Origin of the sequence: Bradyrhizobium sp. WYCCWR 12699, from assembly GCF_032144035.1 — a bacterium.
GTDB lineage: Bacteria > Pseudomonadota > Alphaproteobacteria > Rhizobiales > Xanthobacteraceae > Bradyrhizobium.
In genome coordinates this window covers 169,332-189,800 of sequence record NZ_JAVTJN010000033.1, presented here as the reverse complement: position 1 = coordinate 189,800, position 20,469 = coordinate 169,332, and the positions used below count along the sequence as shown (strand labels likewise).

At 64.8% G+C, this 20,469-nt stretch carries 20 protein-coding genes, 1 other RNA gene and 1 pseudogene; 4 read left to right on the top strand and 18 right to left on the bottom strand.

Annotated elements, in window-relative coordinates; translation table 11 throughout:
- Window positions 1–116 precede the first annotated feature (116 nt).
- The 6 genes from RPS27_RS20985 to miaA all read right to left on the bottom strand — a co-directional run bounded on the left by RPS27_RS20985 (window position 117) and on the right by miaA (window position 5,991).
- Window positions 117–719 carry a LysE family translocator gene (locus RPS27_RS20985; protein WP_194403843.1) on the bottom strand — a complete coding sequence of 201 codons (603 nt, stop codon included), beginning with the start codon at window positions 717–719 and terminating at the stop codon, window positions 117–119.
- 7 nt (window positions 720–726) lie between these two features.
- Complete coding sequence (locus RPS27_RS20980; protein ID WP_212067609.1) at window positions 727–1,617, bottom strand: EamA family transporter; 891 nt, start codon at window positions 1,615–1,617, stop codon at window positions 727–729.
- A 47-nt stretch (window positions 1,618–1,664) separates the two neighbouring features.
- Window positions 1,665–2,360: a class I SAM-dependent methyltransferase gene (locus tag RPS27_RS20975; RefSeq protein ID WP_194403845.1), complete on the bottom strand. Its 696-nt coding sequence runs from the start codon at window positions 2,358–2,360 to the stop codon at window positions 1,665–1,667.
- A 3-nt stretch (window positions 2,361–2,363) separates the two neighbouring features.
- Window positions 2,364–2,906: an acetolactate synthase small subunit gene (gene ilvN / locus RPS27_RS20970; RefSeq protein WP_028145447.1), complete on the bottom strand. Its 543-nt coding sequence runs from the start codon at window positions 2,904–2,906 to the stop codon at window positions 2,364–2,366.
- 24 nt (window positions 2,907–2,930) lie between these two features.
- Complete coding sequence (locus RPS27_RS20965) at window positions 2,931–4,706, bottom strand: acetolactate synthase 3 large subunit (protein ID WP_259217095.1); 1,776 nt, start codon at window positions 4,704–4,706, stop codon at window positions 2,931–2,933.
- Window positions 4,707–5,034: 328 nt separating this feature from the next.
- On the bottom strand, window positions 5,035–5,991 hold the full coding sequence (gene miaA / locus RPS27_RS20960; protein WP_212067622.1) for a tRNA (adenosine(37)-N6)-dimethylallyltransferase MiaA: 957 nt from the start codon (window positions 5,989–5,991) through the stop codon (window positions 5,035–5,037).
- Between the two features lie 11 nt (window positions 5,992–6,002).
- Here miaA and serB point away from each other — a divergent pair, with 11 nt between their 5' ends.
- Window positions 6,003–6,908 (top strand): phosphoserine phosphatase SerB, encoded by a 906-nt coding sequence (serB, locus tag RPS27_RS20955; RefSeq protein ID WP_212067624.1) that lies wholly within the window; start codon window positions 6,003–6,005, stop codon window positions 6,906–6,908.
- A 141-nt stretch (window positions 6,909–7,049) separates the two neighbouring features.
- Here serB and RPS27_RS20950 read toward each other — a convergent pair whose 3' ends face one another.
- The 12 genes and pseudogenes from RPS27_RS20950 to RPS27_RS20895 form a co-directional block, all read right to left on the bottom strand.
- Entirely contained in the window at window positions 7,050–8,543 is a 1,494-nt protein-coding gene (locus RPS27_RS20950) for a Do family serine endopeptidase (RefSeq protein ID WP_212067626.1), read from the bottom strand.
- Between the two features lie 142 nt (window positions 8,544–8,685).
- A complete protein-coding gene (locus RPS27_RS20945) occupies window positions 8,686–8,892 on the bottom strand; it encodes a DUF2065 domain-containing protein (RefSeq protein WP_194403850.1) in 207 nt (68 codons plus the stop codon).
- Between the two features lie 72 nt (window positions 8,893–8,964).
- Window positions 8,965–9,861, bottom strand: a complete 897-nt coding sequence (hflC, locus tag RPS27_RS20940; RefSeq protein ID WP_194403851.1) for a protease modulator HflC — start codon at window positions 9,859–9,861, stop codon at window positions 8,965–8,967.
- Window positions 9,858–10,994: an FtsH protease activity modulator HflK gene (gene hflK / locus RPS27_RS20935; protein ID WP_211416352.1), complete on the bottom strand. Its 1,137-nt coding sequence runs from the start codon at window positions 10,992–10,994 to the stop codon at window positions 9,858–9,860. Before hflK ends, hflC begins: the two co-directional genes overlap by 4 nt.
- A gap of 153 nt (window positions 10,995–11,147) precedes the next feature.
- On the bottom strand, window positions 11,148–11,660 hold the full coding sequence (locus RPS27_RS20930; protein WP_212067629.1) for a dihydrofolate reductase: 513 nt from the start codon (window positions 11,658–11,660) through the stop codon (window positions 11,148–11,150).
- The gene (locus RPS27_RS20925) at window positions 11,660–12,145 is read right to left on the bottom strand and encodes a GNAT family N-acetyltransferase (RefSeq protein ID WP_212067631.1); all 486 of its coding nucleotides are present in this window, start codon (window positions 12,143–12,145) and stop codon (window positions 11,660–11,662) included. The genes RPS27_RS20930 and RPS27_RS20925 overlap by 1 nt, the downstream gene beginning before the upstream one ends.
- 5 nt (window positions 12,146–12,150) lie before the next feature.
- Complete coding sequence (locus tag RPS27_RS20920) at window positions 12,151–12,945, bottom strand: thymidylate synthase (protein WP_212067633.1); 795 nt, start codon at window positions 12,943–12,945, stop codon at window positions 12,151–12,153.
- A 171-nt stretch (window positions 12,946–13,116) separates the two neighbouring features.
- Window positions 13,117–14,097: a tripartite tricarboxylate transporter substrate binding protein BugD gene (locus RPS27_RS20915; RefSeq protein ID WP_212067634.1), complete on the bottom strand. Its 981-nt coding sequence runs from the start codon at window positions 14,095–14,097 to the stop codon at window positions 13,117–13,119.
- A 117-nt stretch (window positions 14,098–14,214) separates the two neighbouring features.
- On the bottom strand, window positions 14,215–15,729 hold the full coding sequence (locus tag RPS27_RS20910) for a tripartite tricarboxylate transporter permease (protein ID WP_246776340.1): 1,515 nt from the start codon (window positions 15,727–15,729) through the stop codon (window positions 14,215–14,217).
- 7 nt (window positions 15,730–15,736) lie between these two features.
- Entirely contained in the window at window positions 15,737–16,498 is a 762-nt protein-coding gene (locus tag RPS27_RS20905; protein ID WP_212067635.1) for a tripartite tricarboxylate transporter TctB family protein, read from the bottom strand.
- Window positions 16,499–16,593: 95 nt separating this feature from the next.
- The gene (locus tag RPS27_RS20900; protein WP_212067636.1) at window positions 16,594–17,124 is read right to left on the bottom strand and encodes a chromate transporter; all 531 of its coding nucleotides are present in this window, start codon (window positions 17,122–17,124) and stop codon (window positions 16,594–16,596) included.
- A pseudogene (locus RPS27_RS20895) lies at window positions 17,121–17,725 on the bottom strand (chromate transporter). Before RPS27_RS20895 ends, RPS27_RS20900 begins: the two are co-directional and overlap by 4 nt.
- Before the next feature lie 84 nt (window positions 17,726–17,809).
- On the opposite strand from RPS27_RS20895, the gene ssrA reads away from it, so the two are divergent.
- From ssrA to fumC, 3 genes are all read left to right on the top strand, one after another.
- Window positions 17,810–18,175, top strand: a transfer-messenger RNA (tmRNA) gene (ssrA, locus tag RPS27_RS20890).
- A 126-nt stretch (window positions 18,176–18,301) separates the two neighbouring features.
- Complete coding sequence (locus RPS27_RS20885) at window positions 18,302–18,820, top strand: SspB family protein (RefSeq protein WP_212067637.1); 519 nt, start codon at window positions 18,302–18,304, stop codon at window positions 18,818–18,820.
- Window positions 18,821–18,907: 87 nt separating this feature from the next.
- A complete protein-coding gene (gene fumC / locus RPS27_RS20880) occupies window positions 18,908–20,341 on the top strand; it encodes a class II fumarate hydratase (RefSeq protein ID WP_211416346.1) in 1,434 nt (477 codons plus the stop codon).
- Window positions 20,342–20,469: the final 128 nt, after the last annotated feature.

The following is a 20,469-nucleotide window of genomic DNA, read 5'->3' as shown; positions in this document are numbered from 1 at the left end:
GGGCCGAAAATCGGCCAATGGTCAGTGTCCGAAGGGTGAAATTTGCGGATTTCGGGGGCTGTCTAGAGCATTTCGGCCCCAGAGGGAAACCCGTTTCTGCATGGAAATCCGCGACATCATGCATCCATGAAAACGGGGTAGAGGGAAGCCAGCAGCAGGATCGCCATCAGAATATTGAAGGCGCGGACCAGCCGCTCCGAGGTCAGGACCGGCCGTAATGCGGAGCCGAACAGGGCCCAGACCACGGTCGAGACGGTGCCGACGATCAGGCTGATCAGGGTCTGGATCGCGATATTGAGCGGGAATTGGGCGATCGCCGCATAGGCGGTGATGGTGCCGATCACGATCACCCAGCCCTTGGCATTGATCCATTGGAACATCGCCGCGCCCCAGAAGGTCATCGGGCCTCGGCCATCTCCCTCCCCCGGCCTGGTCGGACCGGACATGGCGATCGCGGCGGCAAGATAGATCAGGTAGGCGGCGCCGGCATATTTCAGGATGGTCTGGAGGATCGGATAGGCCAGGAACACCGAGCCGAGCCCGAGGCCGACCGCGGCGACCATGAAGGCGAAGCCGAGGACGATGCCGACGATGTGCGGGATGGTCCGCCGGAAGCCGTAGGTGAGGCCCGACGACAACAGCATGATGTTGTTCGGCCCCGGCGTGAAATACATCACGACCATGAAGATGAGAAAGGCATAGAACAGCGACTGGGACATGCTCACCTCACGCCGTCTTCGTCGACGGTTCTTCGGGTAACGCGTTGGGCCGCTTCGCCAGCACCATGACGGCGATACCGGCGATCACCGTCAGCATGCCGGCCAGCCGCAGGGGCCCGAACCGCTCGCCGAACACGATGCTCGAGGCCGCCGAGCCGACGAACGGCACCAGCAGCGCGAACGGCACCACCTGCGCGGCGGGATAGTCGCGCAGCAATCGGCCCCACAGCCAATAGGCGATGCTGGTGGAGATGGCGCCGATCGCCAGCAGGCAGATGAAGCCGGTGAGCGACATGTGGATCAGCGACTGGAGGGTCGGCGCCGGCCCGTTGACGACCAGCGCAAGCGCGAAGAGCGGCACCGCGGCCGTGAGGCACAGCCAGGCAAACAGATCGAACATCGGCGCGCCGCGCGCCCCGCGCAGCAGAAGATTGCCGATCGCAAAGCAGACCGGAGCGATCATCAACACCACAAAGGCCGCGACGCTGAAATCGTAGCCGACCGTGCCGCAGATCATCAGGAGGCCGATTGCGGCGATGCCGATGCCGAGCGTCTGCACCGGCGTCGGCCGCTCGCCGAATGCGATCGCGGCGAAGCCGATCGTGAACAGTGCCTGGCTCTGCACCACGACGCTGGTCAGCCCGACCGGCACGCCATGGGCGATACCGTAGGCCTGGGACAGGAACTGGCCGAGGAACAGCGTGAAGCTGATCGCGATCAGGAGCGACCAAGCGACCTTGGGCTTCGGAATGAACAGGCACGGCGCCGCCGCAATGGCGAAGCGCATCGCCGTCATCAGCTCCGGCGAGAATTCGTCGAGCGCGATCCGGCTCGCCACGAAGGCAAGCCCCCAGATGATCGCCACCAGGAGGGCGATGAGGATATCGGCCGGCTTCATTGTTGTTCTCGGCTCTGCCCTGTCGTGCAGTCCTGTTGTTGTTCGTTTTAGCCTTGCTCGCCGGCTCTTGGTTTGCGCAGCAGATAGGTGCCGTGCATCGGTGCGTGGTAATCGGCCGAGACCAGCGTGAAGCCGACGTCGGTCAGCATCCGCTCCATCACCCAGCCGAAGGTGGAATATTCGTCCCGCATGTGCGTGACGACGCCATCGCGCGAAAAATCGTGGTTCTTGATCTGGAAATCGGCCCATTGCTCGACGTCGCGCTCGACCGCGTCCGGCATCGATGCGTAGACGATGTCGCGCAGATAGAACGTCGCGCCCGGCTTGAGCGCGCGAAAGATCCGCGACATCGCCACCGCCTTCCAGAAATCCGGCAAATGATGCAGCGTGAATTCGCTGACGATCAAATCGTAGGATTCCGGCCGATAGGCGAAGCTGAGCAGGCCTGCGGACTGGGTGCGCACGGGCGCCTTGCGATCGCGCGCGTAGATCTCGGCAAGCGCCAGCATCGCCGGCGAGATGTCGATGGCGTCGACCTCGGCGCCCATCAGCGCCGCTTCGGTCGCCAGCACGCCGTTGCCGCAGCCGATATCGGCGATGCGCCAGCCGCGCTGGACCCCCAGCATTTTCAGCGCGGCGCGCGCCCGCAGATCGGCATCGTCGTGGGCGTCGTAGATCGAGGCCACAGCGGGCTCGATCCCCATCCGGTTCCGCTCGTTATAGTACCAGTCGCGCGCCAGCATGATTCACATCCCTTCAGGCCCGCGGCCGATCGCGGCAACGCCGGTGCGCGACACCTCGACGAGGCCGAGCGGGCGCATCAGGTCGATATATTGATTGATCTTGTCGGTATTGCCTGTGATCTCGAACACAAAGCTCTCGGTGGTGGCGTCGATCACCCGGGCGCGGAACGCATCCGCCAGCCTCAGTGCCTCGACGCGATGCTCGCCCTGTCCGCGCACCTTGACCATGGCGAGCTCGCGCTCGATCGAACGCCGGGTCTGGGTCATGTCGACGACCTGGTAGACCGGGATCATGCGGTCGAGCTGGTTCTTGATCTGCGCGATCACCATCGGCGTGCCCGTCGTGACGATGGTGATGCGCGACAGATGCTTCTGGGCCTCGGTCTCGGAGACCGTGAGGCTTTCGATGTTGTAGCCACGGCCCGAGAACAGGCCGATGACGCGCGCGAGCACGCCGGGCTCGTTCTGCACCAGCACGGCGAGCGTGTGGGTCTCGTTCGGATCGTGGCGCTCTTCGATGAAGTAGGCGGATGCGGGCTGGTTCATTGTCGTCCCCTCAAATCTCTCTCGTCACACCAGCGCCTTGCCGCCGGCGAAGGCCTTCGCGGTCGCCTCGTCATTCGCCTGCTCCGGCAAAAGCATCTCGTTGTGCGCCTTGCCGGAGGGAATCATCGGGAAGCAGTTTTCGAGCGCCGCGACGCGGCAGTCGAAAAGCACCGGGCGTTTGACCGAGATCATCTCCTGGATGGCGCCGTCGAGATCGCCGGGCTTGTGCACCTGGATGCCGACGCCGCCATAGGCCTCGGCGAGCTTGACGAAGTCCGGCAGCGCCTCCGAATAGGAATGCGAGAGACGGTTGCCGTGCAGCAGCTGCTGCCACTGCCGCACCATGCCCATGTACTGGTTGTTCAGGATAAAGATCTTGATCGGCAGCTCGTACTGCACCGCCGTCGACATCTCCTGCATCGTCATCTGCACCGAGGCATCGCCCGCGATGTCGATGACGAGGCTGTCGGGATGGGCCACCTGCACGCCGACCGCGGCCGGCAGGCCGTAGCCCATCGTGCCGAGACCGCCCGACGTCATCCAGCGATGCGGCTCCTCGAAGCCGTAGAACTGCGCCGCCCACATCTGGTGCTGGCCGACTTCGGTCGTGATGTAGGTGTCCCTGCCGCGCGTCGCCTCGAACAGGCTCTGGATTGCGTGCTGCGGCAGGATGACGTCGTTGCTCTTCTTGTAATAGAGCGAGTTGCGGGCGCGCCATTGCGCGATCTGCTGCCACCACGACTTGATGTCAGGCCTCTTCGCCTCCGCCTTGAACACCTGCAGGATGTCGCCGAGGATATTGCCGCAATCGCCGATGATCGGCACGTCGACGCGGATGTTCTTGTTGATCGAGGACGGGTCGATGTCGATGTGGATCTTCTTCGAGCTAGGGGAGAACGCATCGACGCGGCCGGTGATGCGGTCGTCGAAGCGCGCGCCGACGCACAACATGACGTCGCAATCATGCATCGTCATGTTGGCTTCGTAGGTACCGTGCATGCCGAGCATGCCGAGCCAGTTCTTGCCCGACGCGGGGTATGCGCCGAGGCCCATCAGCGTGGAGGTGATCGGGAAGCCGGTGACCTCGACCAGCTCGCGCAGCAGCCTGGTCGCCTCGGGGCCGGAATTGATGACGCCGCCGCCGCTGTAGATCACGGGGCGCTTGGCGTTCGCGAGCAGCGAGACGGCCTTGCGGATCTGCGTCGCATCCCCCTTCACGCGCGGCGCGTAAGAGCGGTGCACGTCGGACTTGCGCGGCGGATGATAGGTGCCGGTCGCGAACTGCACGTCCTTGGGCACGTCGACCAGCACCGGGCCGGGACGGCCGGAGGTCGCGACGTAGAAGGCTTCGTGCAGCACTTTTGCGAGATCGTTGACGTCCCGCACCAGCCAATTGTGCTTGGTGCAGGGCCGCGTGATGCCGACCGTGTCGCATTCCTGGAACGCGTCGTTGCCGATCAGATGCGTCGGCACCTGGCCGGAGATGCAGACCAGCGGGATCGAGTCCATCAGCGCGTCGGTCAGCGGCGTCACCATGTTGGTGGCGCCGGGGCCGCTCGTCACCAGCGCGACGCCCGGCTTGCCGGTCGAGCGCGCATAGCCCTCGGCGGCGTGGCCCGCGCCCTGCTCGTGGCGCACCAGGATGTGCTGGACCTCGCTCTGCTGGAAGATCTCGTCATAGATCGGAAGCACCGCGCCGCCGGGATAGCCGAAAATGTCAGTCACGCCGTGATCGATGAGCGCGCGAACGATCATCGCGGCGCCGGTCATTTGGTTCGGATCGTGGCTCTTGTCGCTCATTGGCTTGCTCCGGATGCGCTGTTGTCAGCGGCTTCGTTCGTGTCGGGTTTGGGAAATAAAAAAGGCCCCGAAGAGGGCCCATGCACACCGCCTGTCATGTGGATGGCAGCTAGCCATCCCCGGCGGTGTGCCTGGGTACGACGGCGATAAGCAGTTTGGTAATAATGTTACGCATGGCAGGTGCCCGGCTTCCCAAAGGTTGCGCAAAACATAGCGGCCAAAGCCCGGATGTCAAGGCAATGCGGCCGTTCCCGCGCGATTTTGGCAGTGTAGCGGTGTTCCCCGGGTTCGGCGAGAGGTAAATTGGGGAACCCGGAGGGAAAGTGTGTCAGCCGCCGTCCCGCGCCGCCCTCACGACGGCCGCAAGCCACCCCCTCGCCTCCTCCGGCCTGACCCATGCGAAGTCCGGCAATTGGTGCCGGAACCAGGTGAATTGCCGCTTGGCGTAGTGGCGGGTGTCGCCACGCCCGATGGTGGCGGCCTGCTCAAGGCTGAGCTCGCCGCGCAGATGCCGGATCAGGGCCGGCACGCCATGGGCCTTCATCGCCGGCAGCAGCGGATCGAGCTGCCTCGCGGCGAGCCGCTCGACCTCCTCCAGCGCGCCGGCCTCCAGCATAGCATCGAAGCGGGCGTCGATCCGGGCATAGAGCGCGTCGCGCTCGGGCGCGAGGAAGACGGCGCGAAAGCTGTCCTTGGGCAGCAGCGGCGGCTGACCCTCCCGGTGCCAGTCGAGCAGCGACCGGCCGGTCGCTTCAATCACTTCGAGTGCGCGCGCGATGCGGGTGCGGTCTCGCAGGTTCAATCGCTCCGCGGCGCGCGGATCGCGGGCGGCGAGTTCCGCATGCAGCGCCTCCGCCCCGTTCCGCTCCAGCCGCGCGCGGACGTCCTCGCGCACCTCGGCAGGGATGGGCGGCACCACCGAGAGTCCCGCCGTCAGCGCCTTGAAATAGAGCCCGGTGCCGCCGATGAAGATCGGCAGGCGGCCTTCGGCGCGCGCCTCGTCGAGCGACTTGGCCGCATCAGTAACCCAGGCGCCGGCCGAGAAATTCACGGCGGCATCGACATGGCCGTAGAGACGGTGCGGAGCGCGCGCTTCCTCGTCACGGGTCGGCCTCGCCGTGATGATGCGCAGATCGCGGTAGACCTGCATGGAATCGGCATTGATGACGATACCGCCGGTGGCGAGCGCGAGCTCCAGCGCCAGCGCCGACTTGCCGCTGGCGGTCGGTCCTGCGATAAGCACGGCCTCGCCAACGGGCCTTCTGCCGACTTGCTCCTCGCTCACGAAAACCTCAAATGTCCCTCGTCGCCACGCTGATCTGCAACCCCGACAATCCCGCGCTCGAATCCACCATCGTCGACGGGGCCCGCGCCGTGCTGCCGCAGGCATCGCCCGCACACTGGCTGTTCGACGGCGTCGCGGTCGATATCCCCTTCGGTGCCGACAGTAACCTCGAAGCCGACCGCCACGCCATCGAGCAGCGGCTGCGCGAGCTGCGCGGCGACCTGCCCATTGACATCGTGGTGCAGCCTGTCGGCTTCAGGCGCAAGAAGCTTTTTCTCGCCGACATGGATTCCACCATGATCGGCCAGGAATGCATCGACGAGCTCGCCGATTTCGTCGGGGTGAAGGCGCATGTCGCCGCCATCACCGAACGCGCCATGCGCGGCGAGATCGAGTTCGAGCCGGCGCTGCGCGAGCGCGTCGCACTGTTGAAGGACCTGCCCGCCAGCGCGGTCGACGAAGTGCTGGAAAAGCGCATCACGCTGACCCCGGGCGGCCGCGCGCTGGTCGCGACCATGCGGGCCAACGGCGCCTATACCTGCCTCGTCTCCGGCGGCTTCACGCTGTTCACGACCGCGGTCGCGGCCAAGATCGGCTTCCAGGAGAACCGCGCCAACGAGCTCGTCGTGCGCGACGGCAAGTTCACCGGCGAGGTGAAGGAGCCGATTCTGGGCCGCGCGGCGAAGCTCGCGACGCTGGTCGACCTGATGGAATCGTTCGATCTCGACGACATCGACTCGGTCGTGGTCGGCGACGGCGCCAACGATCTCGCGATGATCCAGGCGGCCGGGCTCGGCGTTGCCTATCACGCCAAGCCGGCGGTTGCGGCGGCGGCGGCCGCGCGGATCGATCATGGCGATCTCACCGCGCTGCTTTATGCGCAGGGATACAAGCGCGAGGAGTTCGTGGAGGGGTAGCCACCTCCCCTCCGCCGTCATCACCCGCGAAGGCAGTGATCCAATATTCCAGAGACAGAGCGGGGATACGGGGAGGCCGCGGCGTACTGGATGCCCCGCCTTCGCGGGGCATGACAGCGAGTGTGGAGCGAAAAGCCAGCCTTACTGCACGCTCAGCGCCACGAAGCGCAGCTCGCCGTCGGCATTGGAGACCAGCAGCAGCACCGACTTCTTGCCGTCCTTCTTGAGCTGATCGACCCGCTTCTGGATGTCGGCACCGCTCGAGACCGCTTCCTGCGCAACCTCGACGATGACGTCTCCGGCCGAGAGGCGCTTCTCCGCGGCGTCGGAATTGGCGTCGACATTGGTGACGACCACGCCCTTGACGCTGTCCTTGATCTTGTAGCGCGTACGCAGATCCTTGTTCAGCGCGGCGAGATCGAGGCCGAGCGCCTTCTGCGTCACCGGCTTTTCCGGCGCCGGCTCGTCGGTCTTCACCGTGGCCTGCACCTTCTCGGGATCCTGGAGGCGGCCGAGGGTGACTTTCTTGGTCTGCTCCTGGCCCTTGCGGATGATGACAACATCGACCTCCTTGCCGACCGCCGTGTCGGCGACGACGCGAGAGAGGTCCTTCGGATCCTTGACGTCCTTGCCGTCAAACTTGACGACGACGTCGCCCGGCTCGATGCCGGCAGGCTTGGCCGGGCCCTTGTCGTCGACGCCCGCAACCAGCGCGCCGCGCGCGGGCTTGATGTTGAGGCTCTCGGCGATCTCGTCGGTGACGCTCTGGATGCGCACCCCGAGCCAGCCGCGGCGCAGCTCGCCGAACTGGCGCAGCTGATCGACGACGCCCACGACCGTCTTCGACGGCACGGCGAAGCCGATGCCGATCGAGCCGCCCGAGGGCGAGATGATCAGCGTGTTGACGCCGATGACGTCGCCATCGAGGTTGAACAGCGGACCGCCGGAATTGCCGCGGTTGATCGACGCGTCGGTCTGGATGTAGCTGTCGTAGGGCCCCGAGGAGATGTCGCGGTTCTTGGCGGAGACGATGCCGGCGGTGACCGTGCCTCCCAGGCTGAAGGGATTGCCAATCGCGACCACCCAGTCCCCGAGGCGCAGCTTGTCGCTGTCGCCGAACTTCACCGCGACCAGCGGCTTCGGCGGCTTGATCTTGAGCACGGCGAGATCGGTCTTCTTGTCGACGCCGACCAGCTCGGCCTTGATCTTGGTGCCGTCGTTGAGGATGACGTGGATCTCGTCGGCATCCGCGATGACGTGATTGTTGGTGACGACGACACCCGCGGTATCGATGATGAAGCCGGACCCGAGCGAGTTGGTCTTCTTCGGGGCGCTGCCGTTGTCGCCGCCCTTGCTGCCGCCGGGGCCCCTGCGGTTCTTGAAGAAGTCGTCGAAGAACTCTTCGAAGGGCGAGCCGGGCGGCAGTTGCGGCATGGTGTTGCTGCCGCCGCCCTTGGCTTCGACGGTCTGCGAGGTCGAGATGTTGACGACCGCGTCGATCACCTTCTCGGCGACGTCGGCAATGCCATCCGGTCCGCGCGCCTCTGCCGGCGTGCCGAACACGCTGAAAGCACTGACGACGAGCGCGGCCAGCCCTAAACGCAAGCGGGTCGGGGCAATGGTGGCAGCGGGCATTGGTTTCTCCAGAGAAAAGGATTCGGGTCCAGACTGCGCTCGAACGGGGGGACGGCGCAAGCACGGAGCTTAACGGCCTCAAGACCCCGATAATACGGCGAAAACCCGTCTTTCGGCTTCACTTTGGCGTTGGTGCGAGGGTCTAGACCGGACGCCGCATCACCCAGATCAGGATCAGGCCGGCGACCGCCGAACCGATCCCGACCACCCGCAGGATATTGTCCGGCGTGGCGATGGCGCTCTTCATGGCCTTGCGCATCCAGTTCGGACTGGCCGCAAACATCAGGCCTTCCAGCACGAACAGGATGCCCAAGCCGATGAGGAAATCGGAGAACGCAATGGACCTCATCGGATTGGAACCTCCCGTGACGCTGTTTTCGTTTGGACGAAGGGCGGCGAGATTCGCCGCCCTCTATCTAGCTTACGGCTTCGCCGGCGTCTCGGTGGCCATCTTGCCGGACGGGTTGCTGAAGTACCGGAAGAAATCCGAGTCCGGCCGCAGCAGGAAGCGGGTATCGTTCGACTTCAGGCCGTTCTCATAGGCGGTCATCGACCGGTAGAAGGCGAAGAAGTCGGCGTCCTTGCTGTAGGCTTCCGCAAACAGGCGGTTGCGCTCGGCATCGCCTGCACCGCGGGTCTGCTCGGCCTGCGAGTTGGCTTCCGCGATGATCACGGTCGCCTCACGGTCGGCCTTGGAGCGGATCTCCTGGGCCTTCTGGCCGCCCTGCGCGCGGAACTCGGCCGCTTCGCGCTCGCGCTCGGTCTTCATGCGCTGATAGACCGCCTGGCTGTTCTGCTCCGGCAGGTCGGCACGGCGGATCCGGACGTCGACGACCTCGATGCCGTAGCCGTCGGCCTCGTGATCGAGCTGATCGCGGATGCGCTGCATCAGCTTCTCGCGGTCGTCGCGCACCACGTTGATGAAGGTGACTTCGCCGAGCACGCGGCGCAGCGCCGCGTTGAGGAGCGTGGTGAGCTGGATGTTCGCAGCCTGGATCGAGCCGACGCTCTGATAGAAGCGCAGCGCGTCCTTGATGCGGTAGCGCGCGAAGGCATCGACCACGAGCCGCTTCTGGTCGGACGCGATCGCTTCCTGCGACGGGTTCTCCAGGTCGAGAATCCGCTTGTCGATGTTGATCACCGAATTCCACGGCGCCTTGAAGTGCAGGCCGGGGGCGGTGACGACGTCGACGGGCCGGCCGAACTGCAGCACGATGGTCTGCTCGGTCTGCTGCACAGTGAACAGCGACATGTAGCCGACGACCACGACGAACAGGAGCGCGATCAGCGTGACGAAACCTGTGACCGGAGACCTCATCGGTTGCCTCCGCTCGACTGCGGACCGGTGGTAGGCGGCCGCTTGGTGGTCAATTCGCCCAGCGGCAGATAGGGCACGATGCCCTGGCCCGAAGAGCCGCCATCATAGACGAGCTTGTCCGCGCCGCCGAGCACGCGCTCCATCGTCTCCAGATAGATTCGTTCACGCGTCACGTCGGGCGCCTTCTTGTATTCGTCGTACACCTTCAGGAAGCGCGCGCTCTGGCCCTTGGCCTCGGCGACCGCCTGCTCCTTGTAGCCTTCGGCGGCCTGCTGAATCTGCGCCGCCCGTCCGCGCGCCTGCGGCACGACTTGGTTGGCGTAGGTCTGCGCTTCGTTCTGCAGCTGCTCGAGATTGGCGCGCGCCGCCTGGACGTCGCGGAAGGCGTCGATGACCTGCGCGGGCGGGTCGACCTTCTGCATCTGTACCTGGCTGATCTGGATGCCGGCCCCGTAACTGTCCAGCGTCTTCTGGATCAGCTCCTGGACGCCCTGCTCGGTAACGTTGCGCGCACCGGTCAGGATCGGCTGGATCTGCGATCGGCCGATCACCTCACGCATCGCGCTTTCGGCGACCGCCTTCACGGTGCCTTCGGGGTTCTGAATGTTGAACAGGAAATTGCCGACGCCGTTGGGCTTGATGCGCCACAGCACGGTGAAGTCGACGTCGACGATGTTCTCGTCGCCCGTCAGCATCAGGCTCTCTTCCGGCACGTCACGGATGGAGCGGCCGCGCCGTGCGGGATCGTCGATCAGCGTCATGCCGATCGAGATGGTGTTGACGCGCAGCGCCTTGGGCAGCAGCACGGTCTCGATCGGATAGGGCAGATGATAGTTCAGGCCCGGGTCCACGGTGCGGACATGCTTGCCGAAGCGCAGCACGACGCCCTGTTCTTCGGACTGCACGCGGAAGAAGCCCGACAGCAGCCAGAACGCGATGATGAGCAGGATGATCAGCGTGATGCCGATGCCGGAGAAATAGCCGCCCGGCATGATCTGCTGGAGGCGATCCTGGCCGCGGCGCAGAAGGTCTTCCAGATCCGGCGGCCTCGGCCCGACCGGTTGCGGGCCTGAGCCCCATGGTCCCTTTGGACCCGAGCCCCATGGGCCACCGCCCTGATTCTTCCACGGCATTCGACGCTCTCCTCGGCAGGGTGGAATTGCCCCCGCCCGCTTTGTCCGGTCCGGCTTTATAGGGGACAGGCAGGTCCCTTACAACGCAGCCCTGACCGTCTTCCGAGCTATGCTCGGGCACGAAAAAGTCAATGTAAACATTGACGAAAGCGGTTAATGGCCGCGCCGCCGACGATATGTCACATAGGAGTAGTCGGCGCTGTCGAGGGGGCCGGCGGGATGGCGGACGCGTCCAACCTCGTCCCATTCCGCCTTGTCGATGTCGAAATGCGTGTCGCCTTCGGGCCGGGCATGCACTTCGGTGATCTCGAGGCGATCGGCGCGGTCGAGCCATTGCCGGAAGATCTCGGCGCCGCCGATCACCGCGATCTCGGTGACCGAACGCCGCAGGGCATCGCCAAGCGCAACCGCGCCGGCATCCGCGGCGGATGTCGTGACGACGGCCCCATTGGCGCGATAAGCCGCATCGCGCGTGATCACGATATTGGTCCGGCCCGGCAGGGGACGGCGGGGCAGCGATTCGAAAGTCTTACGGCCCATGATCACGGGCTTGCCGATGGTCAGCGCCTTGAAGCGCGCCATGTCGGACTTCAATCGCCACGGCATCGCATTGCCCGCGCCGATGACGCCATTCTCCGCGATCGCGACGACGAAGACGATCTCCATCAGGCAGAGCTCCCGGCAAGCCGTGTCAGCGCCGGCCCGGTGACGCGGCACAGCGTCCAGTCGTCCATCATGACGGCGCCAAGCGATTTGTAGAACGCGATCGACGGCGCGTTCCAATCGAGCACCGCCCATTGCAGCCGCGACCAGCCGTTGTCGACGCATTCCTTCGCGAGATAGACCAGCAGCGCCTTGCCGAGGCCTTTGCCCCGATGCGACGGCCGCACGTAGAGATCCTCGAGATAGATGCCGTGGCGGCCGCTGAAGGTGGAGAAGTTCGAAAACCAGACCGCAAAGCCGACGGCTTCACCGTTCCACTCGGCAATCGCGCAGTGGAGCTGCGGCCTGTCCCCGAACAATGCGTCGGCGATATCGGCCTCGGTTGCCTCGACCTCATGCGAGAGCTTCTCGTACTCGGCGAGCTCGCGGATGAAATCGAGGACGAGCCCGGCTTCACCCGGGCGCACGCGGCGGATGTTGAGCGACATCCGAGTCAGACCGCGACTTCCGCCTTGATGTGCGGATGCGGGTCGTAGCCAACGAGCTCGAAATCCTCAAAGCGGAAGGACGACATGTCCTTCACGTCAGGGTTGATCCGCATCACCGGCAACGGACGCGGCGTCCGCGTCAGTTGCAGCCGCGCCTGCTCCAGGTGATTGGAATAAAGATGGGCGTCGCCGAGCGAGTGCACGAAGTCGCCGGGCTTCAAGCCCGTGACCTGCGCGACCATCATGGTGAGCAGCGCGTAGGAGGCGATATTGAAGGGCACGCCGAGGAAAACGTCGGCCGAGCGCTGATAGAGCTGGCACGACAGCTTGCCGTTCGCGACATAGAACTGGAACAGCAGGTGGCAGGGCGGCAGCGCCATCTTCTCGACGTCGGCGGGATTCCAGGCGGTGACGATCAGCCGGCGGGAGTCCGGGGTGCGCTTGATCATGTCAACGACGTTGGCGATCTGGTCGATGCTGCGGCCGTCGGCCGTGGGCCAGGAGCGCCATTGGTGGCCGTAGACCGGGCCGAGATCGCCATTGGCATCCGCCCACTCGTCCCAGATGGTGACGCCGTTGTCGCGCAGATATTTGATGTTGGTGTCGCCCTTCAGGAACCACAGCAACTCGTGCACGATCGCCTTCAGCGGCAGCCGCTTGGTGGTCAGCATCGGGAAGCCCGCGGACAGATTGAAGCGCATCTGATGGCCGAACACCGAGAGCGTGCCGGTACCGGTGCGATCAGTCTTCTCCGCGCCGTCTGAAAGAATCCGCTCGAGCAGGTCCTGATACTGGTGCATGTGCGACTATGCCTTTGGGAAGGCGGCGAACTTAGCGACCGCCCCCGCGCTGCAACAGCGGCGATTCGCTGTCCGTACCGATTATACCCGGAAAAATGAGTGGTCTCGGCGCAAACGACAAGGGGCGGAACTCGGCGTCCCGCCCCTCGCCTATCAGCTTGAAAGTACAGCTTAAGTGGCCGGCTTCAGCACCGGGGTCCACTTCGCGATCTCGTTCTTGACGAGGGTGGCCAGCGCTTCCGGCGTGCGCTCCGCAGGGGTCGGGATGACGCTGCCGAGCTCGAGCAGGCGCTTCTTCACGGTCTCGTCGTCGAGCGCCTTGCTGGCCGCGGCGGTCAGGGTGGCCACGATCGCGGCCGAAGTTCCCTTGGGCGCGAACATCGCATTCCAGGCCTGGGCCTGGAATTTCGGCAGGCCGGCTTCCGCCGTCGTCGGCACGTTCGGCAGCGACGGATTGCGCTCCGGCGTTGCGATCGCGTAGGCCTTGATGGTGCCGGCGTTGATCTGCGGCACGGCGTTGACGATCTGGTCGCACATGTAGTCGACCTGGCCTGCCACCAGCGCGTTCATCGCAGGTCCCGTGCCGTTGAAGGGCACGCCGACCGGCTTGATGTCGAGGATCGAGTGCAGGAGCTCGCACGAGACGTGCGAGACCGAGCCCACGCCGGCATGCGCGGCGTTGACCTTCTCGGCATTGGCCTTCACGTAGGTCACGAACTCCTTCAGGTCCTTCGCCGGAAAGTCCTTGCGCGCCAGGATCAGGATCGGCGTGCCCGCGAGCAGCGCGATCGGCTCGAAGTCCTTCTCGGGATGATAAGCGAGTTTGGGATAGAGCGGCACGGAGGCGGCATGCGTGCCCATGTGCCCGGTGATCAGCGTGTAGCCGTCATTGGCCGCACGCGCGGCGCGCGTGGTCGCGGTGGTGCCGCCGGCGCCGACCACGTTCTCGATGATGATGCTCTGTCCGAGCGTCTGCGCCATGTGCGCGGTGACGATGCGCGCGACGACGTCGGTCGGGCCGCCGGCCGCGAACGGCACGACCATGGTGATGCTGCGGGTCGGGTAGGTCTGCGCCTCGGCTGGCGCAACGAACGTGCAAAGCGAGGCGAGCGCCGCGGCACATGCGCCCGTGAGCGCGCGAATGAAGGTCATGTCGATCCCCTTTGGACACAAAAATGCCGGCCCAAGGGCCGGCATTTCCATTTCACAAAGCCGTAACACAAGTCGATTGGACTTCCGAATGCGGCGTGCCGACGCAGGAGCGCGACCTCAGTTCTCGGATTCGGTGAACACCTCGTCGCGCTTCGATCGGAGCGCTGGCAGCACGGTGAGGACGAGAAGGGCCGCAGCGACCGCCAGCAGCACCGCCGACAACGGACGCGTCAGGAACACGCTCCAGTCGCCGCGCGAGATCAGCAGCGCACGGCGCAGGTTCTCCTCCATCAACGGTCCCAGCACCATGCCGAGCAGCAGAGGCGCCGGCTCGAAATCGTGCTTGATCAGCCAGTAGCCGACGAGACCGAACACGCCGGCAAGGATGACGTCGACTGGCGCGTTGTTCACCGAATAGATGCCGATCGCGCAGAAGATAACGATCGAGGGGAACATCAACCGGTACGGCACGCGCAGCAGTCTCACCCAGATTCCGACCAGCGGCAGGTTGATGATGATCAGCATCAGATTGCCGATCCACATCGAGGCGATCATGCCCCAGACGAGGTCCGGCTGCTTCTGCATCACTTGCGGGCCCGGCACGATGCCGTGAATGGTCATCGCGCCCACCATCAGCGCCATCACCGCGTTCGGCGGGATGCCGAGCGTGAGCAGCGGGATGAAGGAGGTCTGCGCCGCGGCGTTGTTGGCGCTCTCCGGCCCCGCCACGCCCTCGATCGCGCCGCGGCCGAACCGCGACGGGTTCTTGGCGAGCTTCTTCTCGAGCGTATAGGCGCCGAACGACGCAATCGTCGCGCCGCCGCCGGGAAGGATGCCGAGGATCGAGCCGAGCACGGTGCCGCGCAGGATCGCGGGCGCCGAATCGATCAGATCCTTTCTGGTCGGCATCAGGCCGGTGATCTTCTGCTGCACGAGATCGCGGCTCATCTCGGCGCCGGCGTCGAGATTGCGGATGATCTCGGCAAAGCCGAAGACGCCCATCGCCACCGTCGCAAAGCCGAGACCGTCGGCGAGCTCCGGAATGTTGAAGGCCATGCGGGAGGCGCCGGTCTCGATGTCCGAGCCGACCATCGACAGCAACAGGCCGAACACGATCATCGCGATCGCCTTCAGCACCGAGCCCTTGGCCAGCACGACCGCAAAGATCAGGCCGAGCACCATCAGCGAGAAATACTCCGCCGGACCGAACGCCAGCGCGAGCTTGGTCAGGGGCGCGCCGAGCACGGCGATGAGCACGGTCGCGACGCAGCCGGCGAAGAACGAGCCGATCGCGGCGATCGCCAGCGCCGGGCCGGCGCGGCCTTGCCTCGCCATCTGGTGGCCGTCGATGGCCGTGACGACCGACGTCGCCTCACCGGGTATGTTGACCAGGATCGACGTGGTCGAGCCGCCATACTGGGCGCCGTAATAGATGCCGGCGAGCATGATCAAGGCGCCGACCGGCGGCAGTCCGAAGGTGATCGGCAGCAGCATCGCGACGGTCGCGATGGTGCCGATGCCCGGGAGAACGCCGACCAGCGTGCCGACGAGAGCGCCGATCAGGCACATCAGCAGGTTGATCGGCGAGAGCGCGACGACGAAGCCGTGAGCGAGGTTGGCAAAAAGGTCCATCACGCCCTCACTGATTCAGGAAACGCGGAAACATCGGCATCGGCAGCCCGAGCACGTATGGAAAAAGGATCGCACAACCTACCGTCAGGCAGGCGCCGACGATCGCCGCTTCACGCCAGCGCGTCTCCTCCGAGCCCATCGCGGCGATCATGAAGCTGACAAAGGCCGTGACCACGACGCCGAGCGGCCGGATCGCCAAAGCGAAGAACAGGATCGCGGCCACCACGAACAATGGTCCTCGCCAGGCATAATGGGCCATCGCCGGCCCATCGGTCAGAAGACCGGTCAGGGCGATGCCGGCGGACAAGGCAACCAGCAATCCGCCGAACATGCGCGGCGCGGTGCCTGCGCCGAAGGAGAAGCCCCGCATGCCCTGCAAATCGCTCCCGGCCCACAGCGCGAACAGGGCAACCGCCATGAGGACGACGCCTCCGACATAATCCTGCGCCGACCGGACCGTCATGAACAGCGTGAGAATAGCCACCACGAACAGCGGGTAGGAATAGATCAGCGCGAGCAGCACATCCGATGACGCCTTCTTGGTGTCACCGCTGGCCGCACCGATCAACGCTCCTGGCGCGCCGGCGAGCAACGCCGTGGCGTGGCCGATCACCACGGCGGCCGGGCCGCGGCCGGTACCCCATCCGAAGATCGTCCCGATCGACCAGATCAATTCGAAGATCTGCGGCGCAATCGCCAGCAGACAAAAGCCGACCGCCAACCGGGTGTTTCGGGTGGCCGTCGTTGAGTGGCCCATCGTGTCGGCCATGCATGTCTCCTCCGCGACCCGTAAGTCACGAGCACTGTTGTTCTAAATCGGCTGGAACTGGATCCCCCGCCCGGATCACTGCCTAGCGATTTTCATTACACAATGCCAGCAAAACCCAACAGGCCCCCGACAAGCAGAAGCCAGAGTGGATTGAGGCGCGAGACCGATACAATGACCGCAACTATTGCGGTCAGAAGCAGTGCAGCAATTGTGCGATCGGTCGACTGGGCCAGGATCAGGGCACTCGCCGCCATCAATCCGATCGAGAGAGGAACCAGTGCAGCCTGAATCAGGCCGGGCCAGCGCGATCGGCTCGGCCTGTTGAGGAGCCGGCTGACATAATAGGCAAGCAGCGCCGTCGGCAGACACATCGCCAGCGTCGCCGCCAGAGCGCCGGGAATGCCGGCGACGGCATAGCCGATTAACGTCACGATAAGCACGTTAGGACCTGGCGAAAGTTGCGCGATCGCATAGGCATCGCTGAACTGCTTCTCGGTCATCCAGTGATGGACCTCGACCGCGATGCGGTGCATCTCGGGCACCGCCGCCGCGGCGCCGCCGACCGCGAACAGCGACATCAGTCCAAAGGTGGCGATCAGCGCCCAGATCGGATTCTCGGCGTTCATGCTGCTACTTTCCGTCGCAGGAAATAAGTGGCGCCGACACTCACAGGGATCGCGGCCAGCAGCACCGTCGGAAGCGGCAGGCGGAGCACGCCGATGGCGAGGAACACACCGAGCATCAGGATCAGCGCGAGGGGGTCCGTCCGCTTCAGCAGGGGCTTCATCATGCGGAAGACCACCGCGATCAAAAGGCCGACCGCCGCACAGGAGACGCCTGCGAGGATCCGCCGCAGCACCTCCACATCGCCGAACCGGGCATAGATGATCGCAAGCACCGTCATGATCAGGGTCGGCGGCAGCAGCAGCCGGCGAAGGCGGCAACGCCACCGGCAATCCCGCGCAGCCGCGCGCCGAACACCATCGACAGATTGACGATGTTGGGCCCTGGCAGGAAATGGCAGAGCGCAAAAGTCTCGTTGAACTCGTCCGCATTCATCCAGCGGTGCTGCTCGACGATGGCCCGCCGGGCAAACACCAAGACCCCGCCGAAGCCCGCCAGCGACATCCGGGCGAAAGCAAGGAACAGGTCGAGCAGCCCGGGCGGCACGGCGGCAGCGGCTGGATGGTCCGGCTCTTGTGGGGCCGGTGCAGAATCCTCGGACATGTCAGAAGCTTAGAACGGCGGCCGTGACGCGGCCAAGCCTGGCGGGAACCTATCTCAAGGGAACCTCGGGATGGCCGCTCGAAACACCTGTCATTTGAAACCTTTGCCCCCTATATTGGGGGTGCCGGTTCGCCGGCTATGGAAATAAACGGTCGTCGTAATAAACCATTCGGACCCGGGGGCGGTACCCGGCGCCTCCACCAAAGCCCACCAACGGACACTCCGGAAGCGGGCTTTGGCGGGGGCGAAATAGGATCGACGAGGGCGTAAAGGGCGTGCTTTTTCCCGGTATTGTTCCGCCGTTATCGGGCTACTGCAATAGTTGCCAACGACAACTTTGCTCCGGTTGCTCAGGCTGCGTAACGCAGTTTGAAAGACCATCTTAAAGTCCTAACGGGTTAAGCTCCGTTAGGCGGGGTTCGGAGGCACCTGGCAACAGAAGCCTCCACTTACCTTATTCCTACCCCGGCGATTTCCTGCCCGACGGGACTCCTGCTGACCCGTCAGGCGCGGTACTATCGCGGCTTGGCGAGTCGGGCCGGCAGGGCCCCACTCCTGCAATGCAACAGGACGACCATGGCGACCGATCATATCCGATACGATGTGCTGGCCCGCGACGCGCTGCGCGGCGTGCTGCGGAAGGTGCTGACCGATGCCGCGTCCCATGGACTGCCCGGTGAGCACCATTTCTTCATCACCTTCGTGTCGAAGGCCGAGGGCGTGAAGCTGTCGTCGCGGCTGCTGGCGCAATATCCGGAAGAGATGACGATCATCCTGCAGCACCAGTTCTGGGATCTGACCGTGCTCGAGGACCGCTTCGAGGTCGGCCTGTCCTTCGGCGGCATTCCGGAGCGCCTGATCGTGCCGTTCAGCGCCATCAAGAGCTTCCTCGATCCGTCCGTGAAATTCGGCCTTCAGTTCGACACCTCCGACGTCGCCGAGGTCGCGCCCGAGACGCTGCCCGCCGCTCCTGCCCCGTCCGCGGTCGCGGTGCCGGCGCCTGCCGCTCAAGCGGCGGAAAGCACGGAAGAGCCGGCGGCCCCGAACCAGGGTGGCGCCGAAGTCGTGCGGCTCGATCGTTTCCGCAAGAAATGATCTAGATTGGGCCGGAGCCCGTCGCGCCCGGCCAAACTCCCTATATAGAGGCACATGAAGAGGCCGTGCGGCGTTTCGCGCGGCGGAATGGATGCGCTCATGGCCAAATCTGCTCGCCCCAAAACTGCTCGCCCCGCGACCCGCACCGAGACCGACAGTTTCGGCCCCATCGAGGTCCCCGCCGATCGCTATTGGGGCGCACAGACCGAACGTTCGCGCCAGAACTTTCGCATCGGAACGGATCGCATGCCGATCGCGCTCGTGCACGCACTCGGCATCGTCAAGCTCGCCGCCGCGCAATCCAATCTTGAACTCGGCCTGCTCGACCAGCGCCGCGCGGGTGCCATCATCCGCGCCGCGCGCGAGGTGATCGAGGGCAAGCTCGACGATCATTTTCCGCTTGTCGTGTGGCAGACCGGCTCCGGCACGCAGACCAACATGAACCTCAACGAGGTGATCGCCAACCGCGCCAATGAACTGCTCGGCGGCGAGCTCGGCGCCAAGAAGCCGGTGCATCCCAACGACCACGTCAACATGAGCCAGTCGTCGAACGATTCGTTTCCGACCGCGATGCACATCGCGGCCGCAAGCCGCATCAACGCCGACCTCGTCCCTGCGCTCAACGAGTTGCTCCGCGCGCTACGCAAGAAGGAGAAGGCGTTCGCGAAAATCGTCAAGATCGGCCGCACCCACACCCAGGATGCGACGCCTCTGACGCTCGGCCAGGAGTTTTCCGGCTATGCCGCTCAGGTCGAAAGCGGCATCGCGCGGCTCAAGGTCGCGGTGAAGGACCTCCATCCGTTGGCGCAGGGCGGCACCGCCGTCGGCACCGGCCTCAACTCGAAGCCGCGCTTTGCAAAACTGTTCGCAAAGCATGTCGCCGGCATCACGAAACTCCCCTTCACCAGCGCCGCCAACAAATTCGAGGCGCTGGCCTCGAACGATGCCTATGTACTGGTGCACGGCGCCATCAATTCGGTGGCGACGGGCCTGTTCAAGATCGCCAACGACATCCGCCTGCTCGGATCCGGCCCACGTTCGGGGTTGGGCGAGCTGATCCTGCCGGAGAACGAGCCGGGCTCGTCGATCATGCCGGGCAAGGTCAACCCGACGCAATGCGAGGCGATGACCATGGTGTGCTGCCAGGTGTTCGGCAATCACACCGCGATCACGGTGGCCGGCAGCCAGGGCCATTTCGAGCTCAACGTCTACAAGCCCGTGCTCGCCTACAACATGCTGCACTCGATCCGCCTGATGGCCGATGCCGCGCGATCCTTCACCGAACATTGCGTCAGCGGCATCCGTGCCGACGAGAAGCGCATCGACGAGCTCATGCAGCGCTCGCTGATGCTGGTGACGGCGCTCGCCCCGAAGATCGGCTACGACAACGCCGCCAAGGTGGCCAAGACGGCTCATGCCAACGGCACCACGTTGAAGGAGGAGGCGCTGCGCCTCGGCCTGGTCTCGGCCGACGAGTTCGATCGCCTGGTGCGCCCCGAGAAGATGACCAGCCCGGGATAAAATTCCGAATTCCGATTGCCATCCGTAATGATACGGACCCCCACGCCTTAGAAATGTGCGGCTTTGGGGGCGGGATTTGATTACCGTCAATGTTCTGGCGGGACGGCGTGCTACGCAGCCCTTCTGCC